Source organism: Alteribacter populi (genome assembly GCF_002352765.1).
Taxonomy (GTDB): Bacteria; Bacillota; Bacilli; order Bacillales; family Salisediminibacteriaceae; genus Alteribacter; species Alteribacter populi.
In genome coordinates this window covers 3,479,165-3,501,868 of the sequence record NZ_KZ293963.1, presented here as the reverse complement: position 1 = coordinate 3,501,868, position 22,704 = coordinate 3,479,165, and the positions used below count along the sequence as shown (strand labels likewise).

The 22,704-nt window shown below is 40.6% G+C and carries 19 protein-coding genes; 10 read left to right on the top strand and 9 right to left on the bottom strand.

The genetic code is table 11. The annotated features are described in order from the left end of the window. Positions 1-5: 5 nt before the first annotated feature. The 4 genes from CDZ94_RS16225 (at position 6) to CDZ94_RS16210 (ending at position 3,594) form a co-directional block, all read left to right on the top strand. Positions 6-1,730 (top strand): sigma-54 interaction domain-containing protein, encoded by a 1,725-nt coding sequence (locus CDZ94_RS16225; protein WP_096438799.1) that lies wholly within the window; start codon positions 6-8, stop codon positions 1,728-1,730. Between the two features lie 65 nt (positions 1,731-1,795). Next, the gene (locus CDZ94_RS16220; RefSeq protein WP_232735848.1) at positions 1,796-2,065 is read left to right on the top strand and encodes a (2Fe-2S)-binding protein; all 270 of its coding nucleotides are present in this window, start codon (positions 1,796-1,798) and stop codon (positions 2,063-2,065) included. Beyond that, complete coding sequence (locus tag CDZ94_RS16215) at positions 2,058-2,396, top strand: (2Fe-2S)-binding protein (protein ID WP_096438797.1); 339 nt, start codon at positions 2,058-2,060, stop codon at positions 2,394-2,396. The genes CDZ94_RS16220 and CDZ94_RS16215 overlap by 8 nt, the downstream gene beginning before the upstream one ends. Continuing rightward, positions 2,389-3,594 carry an NAD(P)/FAD-dependent oxidoreductase gene (locus tag CDZ94_RS16210; RefSeq protein WP_096438795.1) on the top strand — a complete coding sequence of 402 codons (1,206 nt, stop codon included), beginning with the start codon at positions 2,389-2,391 and terminating at the stop codon, positions 3,592-3,594. The genes CDZ94_RS16215 and CDZ94_RS16210 overlap by 8 nt, the downstream gene beginning before the upstream one ends. 530 nt (positions 3,595-4,124) lie before the next feature. Here the strand turns inward: CDZ94_RS16210 and CDZ94_RS16205 are convergent. The 3 genes from CDZ94_RS16205 to CDZ94_RS16195 all read right to left on the bottom strand — a co-directional run bounded on the left by CDZ94_RS16205 (position 4,125) and on the right by CDZ94_RS16195 (position 6,574). Continuing rightward, entirely contained in the window at positions 4,125-4,886 is a 762-nt protein-coding gene (locus CDZ94_RS16205; protein WP_096438793.1) for a class I SAM-dependent methyltransferase, read from the bottom strand. Between the two features lie 185 nt (positions 4,887-5,071). Further along, positions 5,072-5,812: a class I SAM-dependent methyltransferase gene (locus tag CDZ94_RS16200; RefSeq protein WP_096438791.1), complete on the bottom strand. Its 741-nt coding sequence runs from the start codon at positions 5,810-5,812 to the stop codon at positions 5,072-5,074. A 156-nt stretch (positions 5,813-5,968) separates the two neighbouring features. Beyond that, positions 5,969-6,574: an FMN-binding negative transcriptional regulator gene (locus CDZ94_RS16195; protein ID WP_096438789.1), complete on the bottom strand. Its 606-nt coding sequence runs from the start codon at positions 6,572-6,574 to the stop codon at positions 5,969-5,971. Between the two features lie 248 nt (positions 6,575-6,822). On the opposite strand from CDZ94_RS16195, the gene CDZ94_RS16190 reads away from it, so the two are divergent. The 4 genes from CDZ94_RS16190 (at position 6,823) to CDZ94_RS16175 (ending at position 13,153) form a co-directional block, all read left to right on the top strand. Then, positions 6,823-9,036: a S8 family peptidase gene (locus tag CDZ94_RS16190; protein WP_245415748.1), complete on the top strand. Its 2,214-nt coding sequence runs from the start codon at positions 6,823-6,825 to the stop codon at positions 9,034-9,036. Between the two features lie 185 nt (positions 9,037-9,221). Beyond that, entirely contained in the window at positions 9,222-10,436 is a 1,215-nt protein-coding gene (locus CDZ94_RS16185) for a dicarboxylate/amino acid:cation symporter (protein WP_096438785.1), read from the top strand. Between the two features lie 536 nt (positions 10,437-10,972). Then, positions 10,973-12,466: a S8 family serine peptidase gene (locus CDZ94_RS16180; RefSeq protein ID WP_096438783.1), complete on the top strand. Its 1,494-nt coding sequence runs from the start codon at positions 10,973-10,975 to the stop codon at positions 12,464-12,466. Between the two features lie 198 nt (positions 12,467-12,664). Continuing rightward, positions 12,665-13,153: a glutathione peroxidase gene (locus CDZ94_RS16175; protein ID WP_096438781.1), complete on the top strand. Its 489-nt coding sequence runs from the start codon at positions 12,665-12,667 to the stop codon at positions 13,151-13,153. 171 nt (positions 13,154-13,324) lie between these two features. On the opposite strand, the gene CDZ94_RS16170 is transcribed toward CDZ94_RS16175, so the two are convergent. From CDZ94_RS16170 to CDZ94_RS16145, 6 genes are all read right to left on the bottom strand, one after another. After that, on the bottom strand, positions 13,325-13,948 hold the full coding sequence (locus tag CDZ94_RS16170) for an SGNH/GDSL hydrolase family protein (protein ID WP_096438779.1): 624 nt from the start codon (positions 13,946-13,948) through the stop codon (positions 13,325-13,327). 429 nt (positions 13,949-14,377) lie between these two features. Next, positions 14,378-15,001 (bottom strand): kinase, encoded by a 624-nt coding sequence (locus tag CDZ94_RS16165; protein WP_096438777.1) that lies wholly within the window; start codon positions 14,999-15,001, stop codon positions 14,378-14,380. A gap of 158 nt (positions 15,002-15,159) precedes the next feature. Further along, entirely contained in the window at positions 15,160-16,101 is a 942-nt protein-coding gene (locus CDZ94_RS16160) for a D-2-hydroxyacid dehydrogenase (RefSeq protein WP_096438775.1), read from the bottom strand. Between the two features lie 276 nt (positions 16,102-16,377). Next, positions 16,378-17,115, bottom strand: a complete 738-nt coding sequence (locus CDZ94_RS16155; protein ID WP_096438773.1) for a DUF899 domain-containing protein — start codon at positions 17,113-17,115, stop codon at positions 16,378-16,380. Between the two features lie 309 nt (positions 17,116-17,424). After that, on the bottom strand, positions 17,425-17,904 hold the full coding sequence (locus CDZ94_RS16150; protein WP_096438771.1) for a DinB family protein: 480 nt from the start codon (positions 17,902-17,904) through the stop codon (positions 17,425-17,427). Positions 17,905-18,153: 249 nt separating this feature from the next. Next, positions 18,154-19,629, bottom strand: coding sequence for a protein adenylyltransferase SelO (locus tag CDZ94_RS16145; RefSeq protein ID WP_096438769.1), 1,476 nt, complete (start codon positions 19,627-19,629; stop codon positions 18,154-18,156). Between the two features lie 460 nt (positions 19,630-20,089). Here CDZ94_RS16145 and CDZ94_RS16140 point away from each other — a divergent pair, with 460 nt between their 5' ends. Then, a complete protein-coding gene (locus tag CDZ94_RS16140; protein ID WP_096438767.1) occupies positions 20,090-21,640 on the top strand; it encodes a glycine betaine uptake BCCT transporter in 1,551 nt (516 codons plus the stop codon). A 556-nt stretch (positions 21,641-22,196) separates the two neighbouring features. Further along, positions 22,197-22,640, top strand: a complete 444-nt coding sequence (locus CDZ94_RS16135; RefSeq protein WP_096438765.1) for a hypothetical protein — start codon at positions 22,197-22,199, stop codon at positions 22,638-22,640. Positions 22,641-22,704: the final 64 nt, after the last annotated feature.

The window sequence follows — 22,704 nt, the reverse complement described above, 5'->3', positions numbered from 1 at the left end:
AGCTAATGTTTTCTTCTTTTCTTCCGAATATTGAAAGCATCATCAATAAACAATGCATCACATTACACCAAGATCAAGTGACCAAATATGAAGTAAACACAATGATAAATACCGAAAACGCTAAACAAGTTTTTCTCATAGACAACAATCAAACCTACTATGTTGACGTGATGGAACAAACGAATAAACTCAACTACCGTCCTTGCGGAGAAATAACGATAAACGAAGATATTGCCAGCGTTATCGACAAACTAAATAAGCACGACCACCTTGCCTTCATGAGTGACCAAAAAGAAGTTCTCGGTTATGTAAATGCTCAGCAGTTGTGTAAAAAACTGTTCAATGCCTACCAGCACTTGCAAGCCTATATTTCTACAATTCTTAGCACTATTGATGAATCTTGCACTGTTATTGACAGTGATCAAAATGTCGTGGCTTGGACGAAGGGAGCAGAGCAAATCTTTTCATTCAAACAAGAAGAAATCATCGGAAAACCGATTACAAACTTCTTCAGCTCTGAACGACTGGAAATACTGAATACACTTAAAAACGGAATATCTGTTCATCACAATCAACATAAAGCTAGGGAGAATCAAGTTGTATTAATCAATTCGAATCCCGTTTACCTAAATAAAGAAATAGTTGGGGCGGTTGTATCCGAATCAGATATAACAAGTCAGATCAGACTGAATAAAGAGTTATACAATGCCTCCCAAAAACTATTCAACTTAGAAAAAGAAGTCATTAAATTAATGCCTACCGAGGACCCATTCCTCAACATTAGGGGCAACAGTTCGCAATTAAAACAAACCGTTAACAAAATTAAAAAAGCCGCATCCACAGATACAAATATATTGATATACGGGGAAAGCGGGGTCGGAAAAGAGCTCTTTGCAAAAGCAACACACAATATTCGTGAAGGTGAAAAATCCCCCTTTGTAGCAATCAATTGTGGCGCCATACCTTCTACGCTTTTTGAAAGTGAAATTTTCGGATATGAAAAAGGTGCTTTTTCAGGTGCTCATCAAAAAGGAAAGAAAGGGAAAGTTGAGCTAGCAAAAGAAGGGACATTGTTTTTAGATGAAATTGGGGAAATGCCATTGGAAATGCAGGTAAAAATTCTGAGATTACTACAAGAAAAAAAGTTTTATCCTGTAGGTGGAACACAAGAAGTGGAAGTAGATTTCAGAGTCGTCGCAGCAACAAACCGCGACCTAAATGAGCTTATTAAAGAAGGGAAATTCAGAGAAGACCTCTATTATCGTTTAAATGTCGTAAGTATAGAAATACCACCATTAAGAAAACGTCCTGAAGATATTATTGAATTAACACATTATTTCTTACACGAAATATCCATTAAGTACAACCGCCCCATTCACGGAATATCACAAAACGTGATGCAGTCACTCCTTCAGCATCATTGGCCAGGAAACATCAGAGAACTTAAAAATGTTGTAGAAAGACTCGTTGTATTTTCAGAAGATGGTGAAATAAAAGCAGATGATCTGCCATTTGAAACCGATGTATCAAAAAAACATAACAGAAATATCACAGCATTCACTGAACATGAGCAACGTTCTTTAAGTGAGAGACTCCAAGAAGTCGAAAAAGAAATCATTCTCAAAGAATTAAAAAAAGTAAACGGGAATAAGTTATCCTGCGCAAAAAATTTACAGATTACTAGAGTTACTCTCTACAACAGATTAAAAAAATTAGGGATAAACGTTTAGTTCCATAGGTTTGGCACCTTTCTTGCATATTAATTAGGATACAGACGCTAGAAGGAGTGATCCAATTGACAGAAATGGACATGGTAATTTGCAGATGTGAAGAAGTAACATACAACGAAATAGTTGAAACAGCTACTAAGTACAATTGCACTGCGAGAGAATTAAAACTTCGCACCAGGGCGGGTATGGGATATTGCGGTGGAAGAACGTGCAGAATGATGGTAGACAATATAACTGCGGATTTAGTTGGCGAGAATCTTCGTAGAACATTAAAGTATCAACCACCGGTTCGTCCAATCAGCTTTGGGAATTTGGGGGCTGAGACTAATGAATAGACGAATCTTAGAACACCCTATACTTGGTAATCTAGATGATCAGTATGATGTTTCGTTTACGTTTAATAACAAGGTATATGAAGGGTGCGGAAACGAACCACTAGCCGCAGCACTCTTAGCCAACGGTGTTCGCACCCTGCGCCATCATGAGGAAAGCGGATCACCTCGCGGAATATATTGCAACATTGGTCACTGCTATGAATGTAGAGTAACCGTAAATGGACAACCAGCCGTTCGTGCATGCCTTACACCAATAGAGGAAGGAATGGTCGTAGAAAGTATCGGAAAACTCCCTACACCTGTAAGAGATTGGAGGGGTGAAGATGAGTAAAGTGGTCATCATCGGAGCCGGGCCTGCGGGATTATCAGCAGCGATTACTTGTGCAAAAAAGGGACTAGATGTTCTCGTGCTAGATGAGTTCATGAAGGCTGGAGGAAGACTTCTTGGACAGCTGTATGAGGAACCCGACGGATCGTGGTGGAATGGTATACATGAATCGACTCGATTGTATAACCAGGCAAAAGACTTAGGTATACAGGTTAAGCTGAATACCCCAGTAAATCATATAGAAAAAGTTGACCATGAATGGGTAATTTATACTGAAGAAAATACGTTTTATACAAATCATTTATTACTAGCCACAGGTGCAGCTGAATCTCCAGTACCTGTCCCTGGATGGACATTACCTGGAGTTATGTCCGTCGGTGCTGCACAAGTCATGACTAACGTTCACCGAGTCAAACCCGGAGAACGAGGGGTCATTATCGGAGTAAATGTACTATCTGCAGCCATTGCTATGGAACTTCAACTGGCCGGTGTTGAAGTGGCTTGTATGACTTTACCTAAAATGAATAAAATCACAAGCGACGCTACAGACCCAAAGAAAGTACTCAATTCCCTTCTTCCCGTATCCCACATGGCTCCCTCTGAATTCATTAAGCTCGGTAGCAAGCTTATGAGAAATGATTTCATGAAGAAGTTAGGCGTCACCTTCTACCCTAAAAAAGGAGTGAAAATGTGGAATATCCCGATCCAACTTAGAAAAGCTGTGATCGAAATCTACGGTGAGAATCAAGTAGAAGGCGTGACAATCGCAACGATTACTTCTGATGGAGAGGTTATTGCTGGTAGCGAAGAAAAGATACCTGCTGATTTTGTATGCATAGCAGGAGGCTTGTACCCATTAGCAGAGCTTGCTGGCGTTGCCGGGTGCCCCTTTTATTTAATTGAAGAATTAGGTGGCTATGTCCCTTTACATAATGAGCGGATGGAAACAACATTGGACGGTTTATATATTGCAGGAAATATTACTGGCATTGAAGGCGCTAAAGTTGCGGCTACACAAGGTATTACAGCCGGCTTGTCGATCGCTCGCAATTCTGGAATTATTGGGCTGGAAAAAGAGATTCAAGAATCTGTCCGATCTATTGATCATACAAGAGACCGCGCCCATATTCAATTTCATCCTAATGTGAAAAGGGGGAAGAGAAAGGTTCAGGAACAATGGAAAGCGTATTACAATGGATAAAATAAAGCTATTACTCTACCACAATTCCGTTTTTAAAAGAAAAGCTGAAGAGAGAGGAAAGCCGTTTTCTCTTCAGCTTTTCTTACTGTTTGTTTCACAAGCTTCTCTAAGGATGAACGATTAGCAATCTTCATCAAATGTAATCCTAACAAAATGGTGCTTAAAATCACTATCACACCATATAAAACCGCTATAAATTCCCCAAAAGAAAATACCCCAAATGTCCAATTTTGTAAGTGACAAGCAAACGAAATGAGATGGGAGGAAACCGTCTTTTAATCCCCTACGCAGTTGGCCGGAATCTGTGAGACTCCTGCGGAAAAACGGACCAGCCGAGACCCCGCAGGGCGTTTTTCCCGAGGAGGCTTGGCGGTTCGTCCGCGGAAAGCGAGCAGATGCAGGCCTAGCTGCAAAAAGGCACGCTCACTACAATAAGTATTAATAAAAAAAATGGGAGAAAGTATTATTTTAAAGTAGTGTGCTTTTTTAAACTAATGAATGATGAAAGTGATTCAGTTAATTGAACAGTATTACTTTTTATTTGCAACAGCTTCAAAAGTAATGGTTTCGTTTGATTCGGTTGGATATTGTCCAAAACGATAATTTGAAGAAATGACAATGTCTCTAAAACCTACTTTTTCAAGAATTAATTTAAATTCTTCAACCCCATACCAGCGCAATGGAAATGGTTCTAGCTCTGTTTCTATCAACGTACCATTACGCCACTTCTCATAACGCCCGTGAGACACTATGTACTGGTTGATGTAGTCAACTTTCACCACTTTATTTTCTAACGTTATAACATCATCGTTATGGCATTGAAATATTCTTGTAGAAGGTTTGCCGACTTCAATATCTGTTTGCAAAAATAGATCAAGAATGAGCCTACCGCCATGAGCTAGATGCTTATAGAAATTTTCTAATGCTCTCATCGACTTGTCTCGTTCGTGTAATAACAAAAACGTTCCTGTTGGTACGATTATCGCTTCATATTTAGTGTCAACTGAAAAAGATTCCATACCTGCCTCGAAAAGGTTTGGCTTTAACCCTCTCTTTTCACAGTGATTACGACATATGTTTAACATATCCGTTGAACGATCAAATCCATCTACATTTAACCCTTTTTCTAAAAGAGGAACGAGAATACGCCCCGTACCCGTTGCAGGCTCGAGTATTCGCCCTTTGCAAGAAGATAACCGATCTAAATAATACTCAACATCCCCAAAGGAATGACCAATAGGCTTATCCAAATCATACGCTTCTGAAGATAGTTTACTATAGTAACTCAACAATTTTATTCCCCTTCTTCCTTAAAGAAAATTCAAACTCTTTATTTAATTATTCTCCTCTATCAGTTTAATGGCTTAAAGATAAAAAACGAACTCATTTTGCTCGTTTTTGATGTGCCCTTAATGGCATAAAAATACAGGAAGCTCAAAATAATTTTGAGCTTCCTTGCGCTAAAATCCCTTTTAGCTCAACCAGTTCCTTTTTCTGCCGAAATAATGAAGAACATAGGTCTTCGATTCTCATCGTTCAACAATGGTTCACCTGTAAGCATTTCCCCGGGAGGCGTTGGTTCCTTAACGGCTTTTAACTCAAACCCAGCTCCAATAACATCATTTACATAGGTTGAGATTGTCCGGTGATATTTTATAACATGTTCCGATAAGAATGGTGTTTGACGTAATCCTTCTTTTTGGTAATGATCCACGGGCCAATGTAGTCGATTTCCTTGATCATCAATATACCAATCTTGTTCTTGTCGAGAAGTAAAGATTGGATGTTCAACTGAAAAGATGAACATACCCCCTGGCTTTAAACATTCATGGACCTTCTTACAAATACCTTCAAACGACTGAATATAGTGGAAAGCCAACGAACTGAAGACGACATCAAATTGGTCATTTGGAAATTCGATGTCTTCAATTGGCATGTGCAAATATGAAATAGCAGGATCATGCGTTTGCTTTCGAGCATCTTCAAGCATTTTTTCTGATAGATCGACCCCTACTACCGAACTTGCTTGTTGCTCACGAGCAAATCGACAATACCAACCAAAGCCACATCCTAAATCGAGCACACTTTTATTTCGTAAATCTGGTAGTAATGATTTTACTACATGCCACTCTCCCGCACCTTCAAGACCCTTTATTGAACGTGACATCTGTTTATATGCAGAGAAGAATTTTAAATCATCATATATGTTTTGTTTCATTTGATATACATCTCCTATATTTTAAAGTAGCCTCCTAAAAATTAAAAACACACCTATTTTAGGAGGCTGCTATCTCTCGTCTTACCATACCTTTCATCTCCTTTCTACTTACTTTAATGCTATGCTACCTGAATATGGGACCGCATTACTGAAACTCTAAAGGGTTTTCTTCATAAGGGCTGCAATCTTATTATTATCTTCACCTTGCGTTTTTTCCAATTCTTTAATGACTAATTGTTGCCTTTCTACTGAATGATTTTGACTCAGTTTTGCTTTGCCTTCAATTCTAGTTATATTTAGCTTAAAGCCTACAATTCCTTTGCTTAACCCTTTGATATAGGTTGGATCTACTTCACTTAATTGATAGGCACTATTCGGTTTTTCGTATTTATTGACCATATCATTTAGTGATTTGAATATCTCCTGTTCATTTTCAACAATTTCTATTTCTCCATACACGTGGATCGACACATAATTCCAGGTCGGGACTGCTTTATTTGTCTCATACCAGGAAGGCGATATGTAGCAGTGGGGACCTTGAAATACCACAAGGATCTTTTGTTTTTCGATATCCTTCCATTGTTCGTTTTGATAGGCAAAATGTCCATATAACGCACGTTCCTGTTTATCTAATGTCAGTGGTAAATGAGTCGCGCAAGATTCGCCATTGTGCTGAGAAAACACTGTTGCAAAGCTATTTTCTTCGATATAATCATAAATCCGTTCTTCATCATCGATCCTAAAATATTTTGGTATATACATCGAATCACCCATTTCCAAAATGATAGATTAAGTGCATGTCTTTACTATTCAACATGACTAAGCGGACTCCTTCAAACAACCTTCATCCCCCATTTCTATACACCAACCGAACTAGGACTTTAGGATAAAATTCATCTACTACTTCTGATAAAAATATACACCCTATGCTTAATAGTCAGAATTATCATTACATTAGATACTGTATGTGGTTGAAAAAATCGTTGTCAACAATAAAAGGAGGATTTTCATTGATTGAACAAGGTACATTCAGTAAAAACAGATTAAAGTTAGCAGGTCTATTACTTGCAGCGGCACTACTTGTAACTGCTCTAGCTTTTGCGGTTGAACGCGCACAAGCGTCATTAAGCATTGACACCTCAAAGTTAGATCAGGAATTCTCAATCGAACTGGAAAACGCAACAGATCTTCTTTATTATGATGTTCTTGTTGTGTTTGACAGTATAGAAAACGTTACTTTGTTAGACGAGTTTGATCGCGATTATAAAACGTTTAACCATTTACCTGTCGCACGTGTCCTTTTGAGCAAAACAGAAATAACTGAACTTACACAAGAAGATGAGGTTCTCTTTGTTGAGCCAAACCGTGAAATGGCCTTATTTAATGCGGAAGGCCGCGATATGACAAATGCCAGTGATGTAAATGACTTAGGCTATACGGGTAACGGCGTTGAGGTCGCCATCATTGACACGGGGACAGACGGACTGCACCCTGACGTTCAAGATAATATGCTCCACAATTGGCAAGTTACCGGAACCATTCTTACGGATGACAATGGCTACGTAAGCACCTCTCCAGACGGAACCAATATTCAAACCTCTATTATCGATGTAGAGGAAGAAGCAGGAGTGCCGGTGAATACAGATGAGTACGGACATGGCACTCACATTTACGGTACGATTGCCGGTTCCGGTGAAGCTTCTGAAGGAAATTACCGAGGAATGGCGCCAGATGCTAACATCCACAGCTACAGCGCTTCAGCAGGAATTTTTCTCGTCTTCACTGTCGAAGCATACGACCATATTCTTGATCAGGTAAAAAATGACGAAGCCGATATTCGGGTAATCAATAACAGCTGGGGATCAGAAGGTTGTGAATACAATCCAAATAGCGCTGTCAGTGTTGCTACTGCTGCTGCGTATGAGAAAGGTATTTTAAGCGTATTCGCTTATGGAAACTCCGGTCCTGAATCGGACACTTGTAACCCTCACGCTGCTGCTCCGTATGTTTTAGGAATCGGTGCAACAGACAAAGCATATAAAGTAACAGGCTTTTCTTCCCGCGGAAAAGAAGACGGCAATTTTGACCGTGAAGAGGCTTTAGGAAACTTTGAAGAATACGTTGCTGCAACTGCTGAAGAAAAAGAGACATGGGATCACGAAGCAAAGCCATTAAGTCTTCACCGCCCATCAGTTACTGCACCAGGTGCAAACATCGTTTCCGCACAAAACCCTGCACACCCTATGACCACGAGTGGGACTCTTTATGGTTCTGCGAGCGGAACATCGATGGCCTCCCCAATGGTTACCGGTGTTCTCGCCCTTGTCATTGATGCTTATGAGCAAAATAACGATGGTAAGCTGTCGCCTTTAGACCTCATTCGGTTAACGGAAGTAACAGCCAACAAAGAAATCATGGTCGGCTATGAAACACATGATACGGGCGCAGGATTTATTGATGCAAAAGCAGCTGTTGAGCGTGCGGAGTTAAGTAACATACCTGACCAAGTAACAGAAGACGATCTCGTGACATTTGAGCTCCCTGAAAACATTGTGACAGAAAGTGGTACTTATGAAGGGACAGTTCCTGCTAATACGTGGGAAACGAACGAAGGATATGCGACTCACACCTTTGAAGTTGAAGAAGACGCATTACAAGTCTATGCGGACCTTTCATGGGCACTGGCAGCTGAGAACTTGTACATCTCCCTTTATGCTCCAGAAACTGATGTCACAGATACCGATGCAGCAGCGGCACAGTCAGCCGCTTTACTCGATGTTTCAAACAACCGCTTTGTAGAAGCTACCTTCCCTGAGCCGGGAACGTGGACGATTCGTATCGACGGACGAAACAACTTAGTAACTGACTATGAAGGAACCTGGGAAGTTTCTTACGACGAGGATGTGAATGCTGATCCTGAAGCAGTACTTCATGTCACCCCGGAACGGATCTCTGGAAATGACACGGTTGATATTTCTGCCACTGTTTCTGATACTGACAAAATTGAAGATCTCCAAACAGTCACTCTGACTGTTCGCTCTGCAAACGGCAACACCTTGTACAACTGGGCAAAAGAAGATTTCACAGCTGAAGATGAGTATACGCTCGTATTCACCGAAACAGACCTTAAAATGACAGGTAAAGCCCCATGGACTGTCATTTTTGAAGCCGAAGACTCTGCCGGTAACCAAGTGTATGAACAAGCGTTCATTGGCAGAAAATAATAGGCAAAAGTTAGAAGGTGTCCAAAAAGGGCACCTTCTTTTCCATGAGCATAGGTGTAAGAGTTTCACACAAAAAGAAAAACAAGTTTTAATTTTTGGAAAGGTTTATGGTATCGTAAAATATACTCTTGTTTAAGGAGCACTCGTAAAATACTTAAACTTTATTGAAGGAGGTACAACATAAGATGAAAATAAGCTTCTTAACTCAAATCCTCATTGCTTTTGTGTTAGCCATTGTGCTCGGTGCCATTGTCGGCCCCGAAATTGAAGCTGTATCACCGTTAGGCGATGCATTTTTACGGTTAATTCAGTTTATTATTGCACCGCTCATTTTGGCAACCCTAGTCGTCGGTGTCGCTGGAACAGGTGATATGAAGAAAATGGGTCGCCTCGGCGGAAAAACCGTCGCTTATTATTTAGCTACGTCAGCAATTGCCATTTCCCTTGGTCTTGGCATGGGCTTTTTATTCGCTCCGGGTGAAGGCGTAGAAATCCCGCCGGAAAGCATTGATGATAGCGCAGCTCAAACAGAGCAACCGGAGGGCGTGGTTGATACGTTATTAAATATCATCCCTACCAATCCATTTGCAGGTTTAGTTGAAGGGAACATCCTCCAAATCATTTTCTTTGCTATTTTTCTTGGGATTGGTATTACCGCTGTTGGCGAAAAAGCGAAACCTGTTCTGCGCTTCTTTGAAGGTTTTTCCGAAGTGATGTTTAAAATTACTAGCTTTATCATTTTATTGGCACCGATCGGCGTATTCGGGTTAGTAGCACCTATTGTCGGCGATCACGGGCTATCGATTCTTCTGCCGCTGTTCAAAGTCATCCTGGCCGTTGCCGTTGCCTGTATTGTTCATATCGCGATTACGTATTCCATCGCCGTGAAAACCTTAGGGAAACTAAATCCGATTACATTTTTAAAAGGCATCGCACCAGCCGGTATTTTCGCGTTCAGCTCAGCAAGTAGTGCAGGGACACTCCCGATTACGATAAAAAACGTAACGGAGAACCTCGGCGTTTCCAAAGGAACAAGCAGCTTTGTCCTGCCCCTCGGCGCTACGATCAATATGGATGGCACTGCCATTTACCAAGGGGTCGCCGTTCTCTTCATCGCGCAATTTTATGGAATGGACTTATCCTTAATGCAAGTCCTCACCGTCGTCTTAATCGCGACACTCGCTTCCATCGGCACAGCGGGTGTACCAGGCGCAGGGTTAATTATGCTCACGCTTGTCTTGACGAGCATTGGACTGCCATTGGAAGGAATTGCCCTAGTTGCAGGTATTGATCGTATCCTTGACATGTTCCGAACATCTGTCAACGTTATTGGTGATGCTTCAGGTGCGGTCATTGTTGATCGCAATGAACCCCTAGATGAAGAAGAAGCGAAAGCTTAATCACGACAGATCTTTCAAATCACACGTTTTTTTGTTGAATGGATAACTTTCTATGTATTAGGATTTTATTTAATAATCAGGATTTCCCTAAGAAAAATGCCCACGCCTAGAGTGTGGGCATTTTCTTTGTTAATAGACCTAAAAATTGAAGTCTTTTCTAACATAAGTTTTCAGAAATTTTATTACCATCCTACCTTTTCCTATCCATTAACAATCCTCCGTCTCATGTCTGCTCTCACCTTTATGAATAAAAGCCCCCTTAAACTATATTCGACAGCTCGCTATGGTTACCCAGTGCCTCTGTTTACAGGAAAGGTTTTTAATCTATGATTGCTTAGTACTGTTCTAAGGTATCTATTAATCACATAAGTGTGTCATTCGGGACTTTTGAATGACATCAAATTACAGCAGTCAGTCTTTGGAATCGAAATGTTTCCTGAGCTCATATATCCATTGTATTATTTTCACAATATTCTAACTACAATGTCTGATTTTGTGATATTTTGGTAACGTACCTAATCCAAAGGAGGAATTATATGAAAAGAACATTGAAGTACCCTTTAGTTTTTGTTTTAGTCTTAGCTTTAGTTGCTTCATCGATCAGCTTTGCTGGTGCTGCTGAAAATAGCCCTAGCCAAAGTGATGATTATGAAGAACGATTTATCGTAGCCTTCAAATCCGAAGAGCTGCCTACCAATTATCAAGGAATCATTCAAAGTGCTGGTGGTGAAGTGGCGTATGAAGTCTCTGATATCGGTGTTTTGGAAGCAACGACCGATAACCCTCTAGCATTTATTAATGCATTAACCAAAGAAAAGGAAGTACTCAGTCTCTCTCCATCTCTTGATGTCACGCTAGATTTACCTGACTTCGAATTAGATGGAGAGAATGTGAGCGGCGACAACCCAGGTCCAGTCCCTGCCGATGAAAACATCTGGGAAGCTGGCTGGCAATGGGATATTGAAAAGGTAACAAATGACTTTGCTAGTCATGATGTACATAGTGGTACACATGATGTCGTCGTTGGTGTCATCGATACTGGATTTGATTTCGAACACCCGGATTTAGCACCCAATATTATTGGCGGTCCTGAAGCTTCGCGTACGTTCGTCCCAGGTACAGAGGATTCATGGGATAACCATGGGCATGGGACACATGTTGCTGGTACGATTGCCGGTAATGGACGTATGAAAGGAGTCTCTCCTGACGTTGGATTAAAGTCTTATCGTGTGTTTGACAGAGGAAGTGCCCAGCAGCTTTGGATTACAGATGCAATAATCGCTGCAGCTGATGACGGTGTTGATGTGATTAATATGAGTTTAGGTGGTACGCGCGTCGTTGGACAATGGTTCTATACTGACCCAGAAACAGGCGAACGTGTCAGAATGGGGAATAATCAAGCGGCAGATGTAGTTGCTTATAAACGCGCTGTTGACTATGCAGTGAATAAAAATGTAACGATCGTTGCAGCAGCTGGAAACTCTGCGCAAGATATGAGTAACCCTTCCAAAGTCGCAGATTGGATTGAAGGAAACGCTGGCCCTGAGTATGAAGTAAGAGGTGCCGCGTGGTTTGTCCCTGCTCATCTTCCTGGTGTCGTTACCGTATCTGCCATGGGCGGCGGGTTTGGTACTGAGGATCGATTATCTTTCTTCTCCAACTACGGAAACAGTGCCATTGATCTAGGTGCACCTGGTGGAGACGACCCACCTGCAGGTTATGAAGGCGACGACACATTCAAGTTTTCCATTTTAAGTGCATACCCAACCTATTTTAATAACAACCGCAGTCAAGAGTTATTTGGAGAAAATGGATACGTTTGGATGAGAGGAACGTCAATGGCTTCCCCACAAGTAGCAGGAGCCGCTGCTGCCTACATCTCTCAAGTCTACGAAGAAACTGGGAAAAAGCCAACACCTCGACAAGTTCAAAATCGCTTACAACAATCAGCTGACAGCGTCGACAAACAAGGCTACAGTAAATATTTCGGTCACGGACGCGTCAACATTTACAACGCGTTAACAAGATAATAAGTACGAAAGAACGAGCCAGTCGGATTAATCCGCTGGCTTGTTTGGTTAGCTACTCTTCTACCTGTACCACTCACCTCGTTTACGTTATCCTATTAAAGCTTTAAGACCAGTCGACCTATCTAAATTTATTGTTGTTCGCTCAAAGCAACGACAAGTACAATAAAGATAATGAGTACTTACATAGGAGGAGATATCATGGCAACAACAGTACACGCCTTTTCAGTAAAGACACCAAATGGTGAAGAGATGTCACTAGAATCGTATAAAGGCAGACCAATGATCATTGTCAATACAGCAACGAAATGCGGTTTAGCGCGGCAATTTAAAGAACTAGAGGACTTACACCAAGCCTATCAAAACCAAGGGCTCGCTGTTCTCGGATTTCCGTGCAATCAATTTATGAACCAAGAGCCGGTAGCAGACAAAGATATGACCGACTCCTGTGAAATTAACTTCGGTGTCACCTTTCCACTATTTGCAAAAATCAAGGTGAACGGTGAAAATGCCCATCCATTATACAAGCATTTGAAAAGCGAACAAAAAGGGCTTCTAAGCTCTGAAATCAAATGGAATTTTACTAAATTTCTAATCGATCCTAAAGGTCAAGTCGTAAAGCGCTATTCCCCACAAACTTCTCCGAAAAAAATCGAGAAAGATATTCTAGCGTTGTTGTCGATCAGTTGATACAAAAGCGAATTCGCTAAAATAATACTTTCTGATAACCTCTATTAGTTTCCATAATAGTGCGTGTTCAAAAAGGAGTATAAAAAGAGCCGATTAGGTCGCGGCGGCGAAGTTTTCGAGCACCAGAGCGACGAGCAAGACATCGTAGCCTTTTTTAACTCTTATGGTAATTTATCGTAATTGATCTTCTACTGCTCTCAGCCAGGTAGTAGCAATTAACATATTCCCCATTGAATTCATGTGTACACTATCTGTCGTTAGCTGATGATTGGCTTTGGATTGTAAATACTGGTTAAACGCTTTATGCGTTGGTATGACAGTTTCTTCAAACTGCTCTGCGACTTTATTTACGATCTCTACATAATCTAATAACATCTTATTACCAGTTGAGTCAGTATCCTCCCCAATAATGGTTGGTTCCATTAAAAAGATTTTAGCATTGGTTTGGCCTCTGACTTTTGTTAATAACTCTACGTAAATTTGATGATATTCTTCAGGAGTTACTTGTTCCATTTCTGGACGATCAAGTTGTCTCCATACATCATTTATTCCAATTGATATTGAAACGAAATCTGGCTGATGGTCTATCACATCTGATTGCCACCTTTCAGCCAAGTCAATAATTCGATTTCCACTTATCCCTACATTCACGATTTGAAAGCTAGTAGATGGATATGTTGTCACCAAATAATCATGCAAAAGTCTTACATAACCATATCCCAAACCATCCTGATCTTCTAATCTTCCACAATCGGTTATACTGTCCCCAATAAATAAGATTTTTGGCGTCTTCATTCTATTATCCCCCTCGAAAGATAAATAATGAAACTCTTTTTGTATTCAAACTACAGGATTCCAATAATGAAAGAGCGTTACATTTTAAGTTTAACGGAAGGGTAAGCGCAAGTGTAAAAAGCCTAATTTAATATTTAGCTTGCGATTCACGTAAAGTCATCGTCTATACTCAATTCTAATCAATGCGATACATACTTATCAATATGACTGCAAGGACAAATGGAGGGGACAATGCAGCGAATACGATTACTGGATGTATTAAAAAAGTCATAAAAAATAAAGAGCGATACATATTACATGACAATATGTATTGATCTTTTACTTCTATTTTCACAATTCGCGGCTGTTTGTGGAACAACGCAAAGATACTGAAAAAGCAAATGGTTCTTCAGTTGACACATACACACTTATCCTAACAGTTGTTTATATTTATGCATTATATACTAAATCTGCATTTCTAACTGGTTTTACTATATCTAAGTAATGTTTTTCTGCTAACCAGTATCTCCGCTTATACTTATTAAGCCTTGCTGGATAATTTCCGATATACGAATCACGATTTAAAGATCTCTTATACCTCAATTCACGAGGACAGTCTAAAAAAATAATAAAATCGTAAAACCTTCTCCATTCTTGTCTTTGTAGAAATATACCTTCAATAAGAACAATACTGTCAGATGCTACTGTTATTTGTTTAGTTGAAGTTGAATCAGTAGATTTATCGTAAAAAGGTAAAAATATTTTGTTACAACTAGTATGTAGTAGTTCAAATAAATGGGTTGTCAACCTTTTAATATCCCATTGTAAGTAATAATATTCATACCATTCTTCATGTCCTGTTTGGTATCGTTTATTCCTTTCAACAATGTGGTCATCAAGGTGAAAAGTGACTACCTCACAGTTATTATCATTTAATTCTTGTTCAATTTTTTTTACTAATGTCGTTTTTCCTGCTCCACTTAATCCATCTATTCCGACGATTAGAGGACGATCTTTAATAGAACGTGTTGAAAATTGAAAATATAATTTTTCTGCCAGCTCGTTTATGAACATCTCATTCATCCCCTATTTTAAATATTGGCTGTTTTCGTATTGTATCAGCGCAAATAGTCAATATATCAGCGGAAATTGGTCTTATATCGGCGGAAATAGCACTGATATCGGCGATTCGACAAATAACGCGCACCACACTACCTACAAAGGCTCATTTATTAGAATCCCTTTTTAAGATCAACTAGATTAGGAACCGGGTTATTATTTTCGATATGATCTAATGTTTCCAAAAAGCAATCCACCCCTTCTTCAGGTGTCGTGACAGCAGAAATGTGCGGTGTCACAACGACATTTGGATGTGTCCAGAACGGATCATTTTCTGGAAGAGGCTCGTCTTGAAAGACATCTAAAATAGCCTTTCTTACATTCCCTTTATGTAAAGCTTCCATTAATACTTGATTGTCAACGGATTCCCCACGTCCTACGTTAATGAAAACGACATTCTCACATTTATTAAACAGAGATTCATCAAACATTTTTCTCGTTTTTTCTGTTAACGGTATTGTATTAATCACATAATCGGCTTCTGACAAAGCATGGTGACCTTCGTCTTCTGAAGAAAAAACGTCTGTGAAAGGTTCTTTTGAATTACCGCTGAGGGAAACTCCGAAAACTTTCACGCCGAAATAGGCAAGCGTTTTGGCTACTTCTTGGCCAATCACCCCTGTGCCATAAACAACGACTTGTTTTTCATGTAGCGGCGTTGGTGCAAGCTGATTCCACTCTTTCTTAGATTGCCAATCCTCATATTGATCGTGATGTTGCGAATCACGTAAAATATAGCTTATGCAATACTCACTTATTTTTTGACCAAAAGAACTGACCATCCTCGTTAAAACAACATCATCTTTCCAGTCGATGTCTTTGAGAATTTTATCGACTCCGGCTCCGAGAGAATGAACCCATTTGATGTTGCCAAATGTAAAATTATCCGGCCGCTTAAACGCTACAAAAGCATCTGCCCATCCATAATCTTCTTCCGTGACGTCTTCTTCCGAAAGAAACCGAAACTGTTTACTCTGATTGACATCTTTGTTTTTTAAAATGGTTTCGATCTCTTTATACATAGGACTTGCAAATAAAATATTGCTAATTTCCATAACCAAAGTCCCTCCCTGAATTCATTTTCTCTATTTTATCGCATTTATTCAAAAAGCTCTTTTCTAAAAGATTGTTGCTATTTGTTTTTTGAGCGTTAGGCAAGCGTACGCTTGCCCTCAAAAAGCAACAAACTTTACGAAGACAGCCATTCCAAAAGAAACAGCCCGGTATATGAAGATATACGGGCTAATCGGTAGAAGTGATGCACTTTCTACTTCATCGCACTTATTCCATTCTAGTGGAAATCCACTTGATATTTATGAATTTGAATTTCACTACTTTTCATAGCGATCGTGATGACGCCACCATTCATATGTGGCCGTTTGATTAACCCATGACGGGGACTCTTCCCACAATTCTTGTCGACCGAGTGGTGTCATATCCAAATAACTCCAATTACTACCCAAGTATTCAACCCCGCGTCTCCAAGATGAGTAGGTATGATAGATCCGATTGTCATCTAATAGAAAAACACTATAACCGTGCGTTTCACCATTCTCAGTTGTTGCGCCAAAATCACGATTGAATTCGCTGGAGAATGACGAATACCAAGGGATAGTCCAACCCATTCGAGCCTTAAACGGTTCAACCTTGTCGAGTGGTGCTCTAGATATTAAGACAAGCGTTGTGTCACGAGCATTCAAATGAGAGGGGTGTCCCATGTTATCCACCATCATAGAACAGCCATCGCAGCCTTCCTTCCAACCCGGATCGAACATAAAATGATAAACAATGAGCTGGCGGCGACCAGCAAATAAGTCATGTAAGCTTGACGTTCCATTTGTTCCATTAAAAACGTATCGTTTAGTAACTTCCATCATCGGTAATTGACGACGTTTAGCGTTCAGTTCATCACGGGCGCGAGTAAATGCTTTTTCTTCCTCTAAAAACGCCTGGTGAGCCTCCTGCCACTCTTCTCTTGAGACGATCCTCGACCTGCTAATTTCACTGTTTTTAGAAGAGCTTCTACCACTTTCATTAGCATTACAGCATCCATGCGATTGATCGTTCATCCCTTCATCCCCTTTGAACTTTTTTCAATTGGAATACCTTTGCACACATTCTACCATATGGTATATGAAGATCTTTCTTCTGGATTGCTATATTTTTGTTCATTTATTTAACCATAAAAACCAAATACAAAAAAGACACACAATAGATCAATTAAACGTGTGCCTCTACCTCATGTTTTTATCGCATATCTTGTTAATCATTCTAGCTTACGTTTCCGTTGAGCAGTACATCGTTCTTTATCGGACCACTTTTTTTCACGTACAAGTAAGCTTTGAATCCCTTCAGTTGGTATACCGTTGTTTATAGGCTTATGAATTTCTCCAGCTCCTTTGCAGCTTCCGAATATACACGATTTGACCGATGTGGTAGGCATTATGTGTAGCGGCATTTGCAATTAACTCCCACCATTCAGCTTGAATTGGAAACCCCTTGACTTCCGTCTCTACCTTTTCTTCCGTGAGTAAATCTTGCCATCGCAATAAGACCGTTAATAATTCATCTTTAAGCTCATGAAAAGTCTTATCTTCAGGAATAAAAAAACTATCGTTGTTATCCTCTAATCGTGGAACAGCATTGACGTGATCATTCAGATATCTCGTTTGCCACGTTTCATTCCAATAAATGAGATGCTGAATAATTGCAGCGATACTATAGCTATTTTCATTTGGCATCCAACATGCTTCTTCTTCTGTTAAATTGTCAACGGAATCTTGAAATGATACATACCAACTAGGGTCATTAGCATTAGCTAACAATTGATCTAATAATACCTTATTTGCATGAACCATATTTTATTGTCCTCCCCTTTTGGATCTTTTCTTCAACTACTTCTCCATTCACACACATTTTCCCTTGCTGATTAAACTATGAGTCAAACAAACGAAAAAGATTTATACCCCTCGATGACGTTTTGAGCAATTTTTCTAGGCGCAAAAAAAAGAGTGAACTCATAAAAGAGCCCACCCCTCATTGGATGATTTGAATCGATATCACTTCTAATCTGACATGATGTCAGCTTGATTAAAAAAGCAGAAATATCATGTGCCGCAATAGGTTCGATAAGGACGGCTTGATGGCTCAGGAGGTGTGGCGTACTCAGCCTGTGCAGGCGAGTGTGCGTATGGGCTTGAAAGCACATCCAGTAACCGCTCCATCACGCTGTAGTCTCCTTGGTTCACGGCGGCTTCTAGTGCCGCTTCTACTCGGTGGTTCCGAGGGATTAGCGCAGGATTACTGTTTTGCATCAAATCACGCGAGGAAACTTTCGATTCCTCCTGCCTGCCTAGTCTCGCCTGCCACTGCTCATGCCACTTAGTAAATTCTTCAGTATCAAACAGGACCGTATCTTCCGACTTATCAAACGTTAATGCCACGAAGGTATTCGTATAGTCCGCACGATACTTCTGCATCATACTGAGGAGGTCTTCAATAATGGTTTCATCCTCTGCCTCTTCGTTAAATATCCCCAGCTTTGCCCTCATTCCTGCGAGCCAATGAGAGTGATACAACTTCGCAAAATCTGAAATCTCATCCTGAGCCAGTTTAATAGCCTGCTCTTGATCGTCATGCAACAGCGGCAATAGGGTTTCAGCAAATCGCGCGAGATTCCAACCGGCAATAGGCGGCTGATTGCCATAGGCATAGCGCCCTTGCATGTCAATGGAACTGAATACCGTTGCCGGGTCATAGACATCCATGAAGGCGCAAGGACCATAATCAATGGTTTCTCCACTAATGGTCATGTTATCCGTGTTCATTACCCCGTGAACAAAGCCAACCAGTTGCCATTTGGCAATTAGCGCGGCCTGACGCTTGATCACTTCCTGAAGTAGGGATAAATATCTGTTATCATCATCTACAACGTTTGGAAAATGCCGCTGTAGTGTATAGTCAGCCAGCACCTGGAGTTCCTCAACTGTGCCCCATTTTGCGGCATATTGAAACGTACCTACGCGCAAATGACTGGTAGCCACACGAGTCAGAATAGCACCAGGCTGATCGGTTTCGCGGATGACTGACTCACCAGTAGTCACCACCGCTAAGCTTCGGTTGGTGGGAATACCAAGCGCATGCATGGCTTCGCTGATGATATATTCGCGCAACATCGGTCCGAGTCCCGCTCGACCATCGCCCCCGCGGGAGTATGGCGTTCTCCCTGAACCCTTGAGCTGAATATCAACCCTCTCACCCTCAGGAGTAACCTGCTCCCCTAGTAGCAGAGCCCGGCCGTCTCCTAACATGGTAAAATGCTCGAATTGATGCCCCGCGTAAGCCTGAGCAAGAGGTGAAGCACCTTCAGGAATCTGGTTGCCAGCAAACACCGCTACGCTATCTTCGCTTTGCAGCTTCTGAACGTTCAACCCGAGAGATGTTGCCAATGAATGATTGAGTATAATCAACTTTGGTGAGCGCACAGGGGTTGGATTAAGGCTAGTAAAAAATGATTCTGGCAAATCGGCATAGCTGTTGTCTAAATTCCACCCTGTTTCTATTGTTTCTTTTCCTTTTGACATCGTATCCCCTTTCCTACTTTTGACGATTTGTTTCCTAATATAAAAATATAGGTATTCTATGATGGTCTCTATTTCAATTTTAACAGAAGGTAGCCTCTTTTAATGTATACTTCTGGTAATTTATTATACCTTATCAAAACAAAGGTGCCGCTCTTAATTTGAAATTAAAGGTGTTATCGAAATACATTTTTTTATTACGAAAACTCGCCGCCTCGACCTAGTCCGTTTTTCCGCAGGTGTCTCGCAGATTCCGTCCAACTACGTAGGGTGCTAAACAGACGGTATCCTCCCATTTCATTTCGCTTGTTTAGTCACTTACTAAATTCGACATTCGGGGAGGTGCTCTTTTTTTCATGTCTTAGAACCGTTGTGCTGCCTGGGCTCAGAATTATGAAATTCATTCCTCTACATAAAAATAGGCGTTGTTCAAAACAATAGTGACAAAGGAGGCTTTATTTCCATGAATAAAGTGACTACTGTTTTTTGGATTGCTATTGTCATGTCGGTTATTTTTGTCTTATGGGGTGTTGTTTCCCCCGAACATCTAGGTAGCGTCATGGATGTTGCCCTAACATTCTTCCTTCAAAACTTCGGTTGGTTTTATCAAATCGCAGCCACCTTCTTTCTCGTATTTGCTTTATTCCTCATTTTTAGCAAGTACGGAAAAATCAAACTCGGCAAAGACGATGATCAACCCGAGTTTAGCCGCCCGACCTGGTTTGCGATGTTATTTAGTGCAGGAATGGGGATCGGTTTATTGTTTTTTGGCGTCTCTGAGCCCATTGCACATTTTGCCAATCCCCCCTTTATCGAAGGAGATACGGGTGAAGCAGCTATCATGAGCTTACAGTATACCTATCTTCATTGGGGCTTCCATGCTTGGGCAATTTACGCGATCATCGCACTTGCCCTCGCTTATTTTAAATTTAGAAAAGGGTATCCAGGTTTACTGAGTGCGACCTTACGCCCTCTACTTGGCGATAAGGTCAAAGGGCGCACGGGAATCGTGATTGATATTGTCGCTGTTTTTGCCACGATATTCGGCGTATGTGCATCACTCGGCTTAGGTGCCGCTCAAATTAACGGCGGATTAAGCTATTTAACTGGTATCCCAAATAATTTTACGATTCAGTTTACCATTATTGCTATTGTCACGATCTTGTTTTTAATTAGTGCTGGCACAGGGATCAAAAAAGGCATTAAATACTTAAGTAATACGAATATGGCTTTAGCCGTTATCTTATTCACTGTGGTCATCATTCTTGGACCTACGATCTTTATATTAGATTTGTATACAACCACCTTAGGAAGTTACATTCAAAACATACCTGCAATGGGACTACGCTTATCTCCATTTGATTCGGGCAATGCCGCTTGGCTCCAAGCATGGACAATCTTTTATTGGGCATGGTGGATTGCCTGGTCACCCTTTGTCGGTACGTTTATTGCACGCGTTTCAAAAGGAAGAACCGTTCGAGAATTTGTCATTGCTGTATTACTCGCCCCAACCTTTGTCTGTACACTATGGTTCTGCGTTTTTGGAGGAACAGGCATTTTTTACGAATATACGATGGGACTGGATGTATCAGGACAGGCTCTAGAAACGGCATTATTCTTAGTTTACGAACAACTGCCTTTAAGCGGGATTCTTGCAGCCATTACGATCTTTCTCATTAGTACATTCTTCATCACTTCTGCTGATTCTGCTACGTTTGTCCTTGGAATGCAAACAACAAACGGAAGCACAGAACCTCCAAATGTTGTTAAATATATCTGGGGACTTATCTTAGCAGCCTCGGCCGTAGTCTTAATGGCCTCAGGAGGGTTGGAAGCACTGCAAACAGCCATTATCGTTAGTGCGTTTCCATTGACTCTTGTACTTTTCGTCATGCCCTTTTCAATGTTAAAATCCTTTAAAGCAGAAGTAAAACCGAAACCAAACTCAGGTGCTCAGAGAGAAAAAGCGAGAAGCAAGCTGAAAAATACAGAAGATCAAATCAATCCAACATAAACCTAGCTTTAGCAGGCTAGGTTTTTTTCTTATGATAAACGACCCTTTGAAATAAAAGAGCAACATTATTAAAAAGGAGCCTTGAGTGAATCACTTTCATAATTCACTTGTTTAAAAAAGCACACAACTTCAAAATAATATTTTCTCCCCGTTTTCTTGATTATTTCTTATTGTAATGCAGCTCCGTTGGCCTGCATCTGCTCGCTTTCCGCGCGACTGTCCGGAGCGGAAATCAATCTACTTCTATGTCGCAGTTTATATATTTTGTGTCAAGAACAACAGTCTTTTAGAAAACAGCCTTACTTATAAAGGCCCGAAGACACCACGACACTTCTGCGGAAGTATAATATGCTTCTAATATGAATAATTTCTGAGCTAATGACACACTCATATTATGAAATTCATTTGAGTAGAAGAAAATCAATATTGTGTAGAATAGTTCCTAACAAAACCAATTTACAAAAAAGCTTAATAAAATATAAACTTCTCCTCCCCATTTCCCTTAAGTTCTCCATACCTATTAAATGAAGACATATCAAAAAACGGAGGGGTATGGATGAGAAAACCAAAAAGGTCTGTAATCAAAGAAGAGCTCCTGGCATTGACGGGGGATTTTAAGCTAGCACTTGTGCTCAATCAGATGATTTACTGGTCGCAGTATATAGGTGATTTTGACCGGTTCGTCATCGAAGAAGAGCGGAGGCGAAACGAGGACTTTGGCATTGAGCTTTTGAACGGCTGGATCTATAAAAAAGCAGAGGAACTGGTGGAAGATACGATGATGACCGTCTCAAGTAAAGCAATGAGGAGGTATTTAAAAGCGCTGGTCGATGCAGGCTGGCTAGATGAGCGAAACAACCCGCATCACAACTGGGATCATACGAAGCAATACCGGGTCAATTTGGTGAATATCCAGACTGATCTTTTTCGTCGTGGCTATTATTTGGACGGTTATAAAGTCGATTCAAAAAGAATTCAAAAGGATAATTCGAAGGGATGATTCGAAGGGACAAAATGTTTCTTCAAGCAATCATTCTATTCCTTTAGGTGAAAAACTTAAAGGA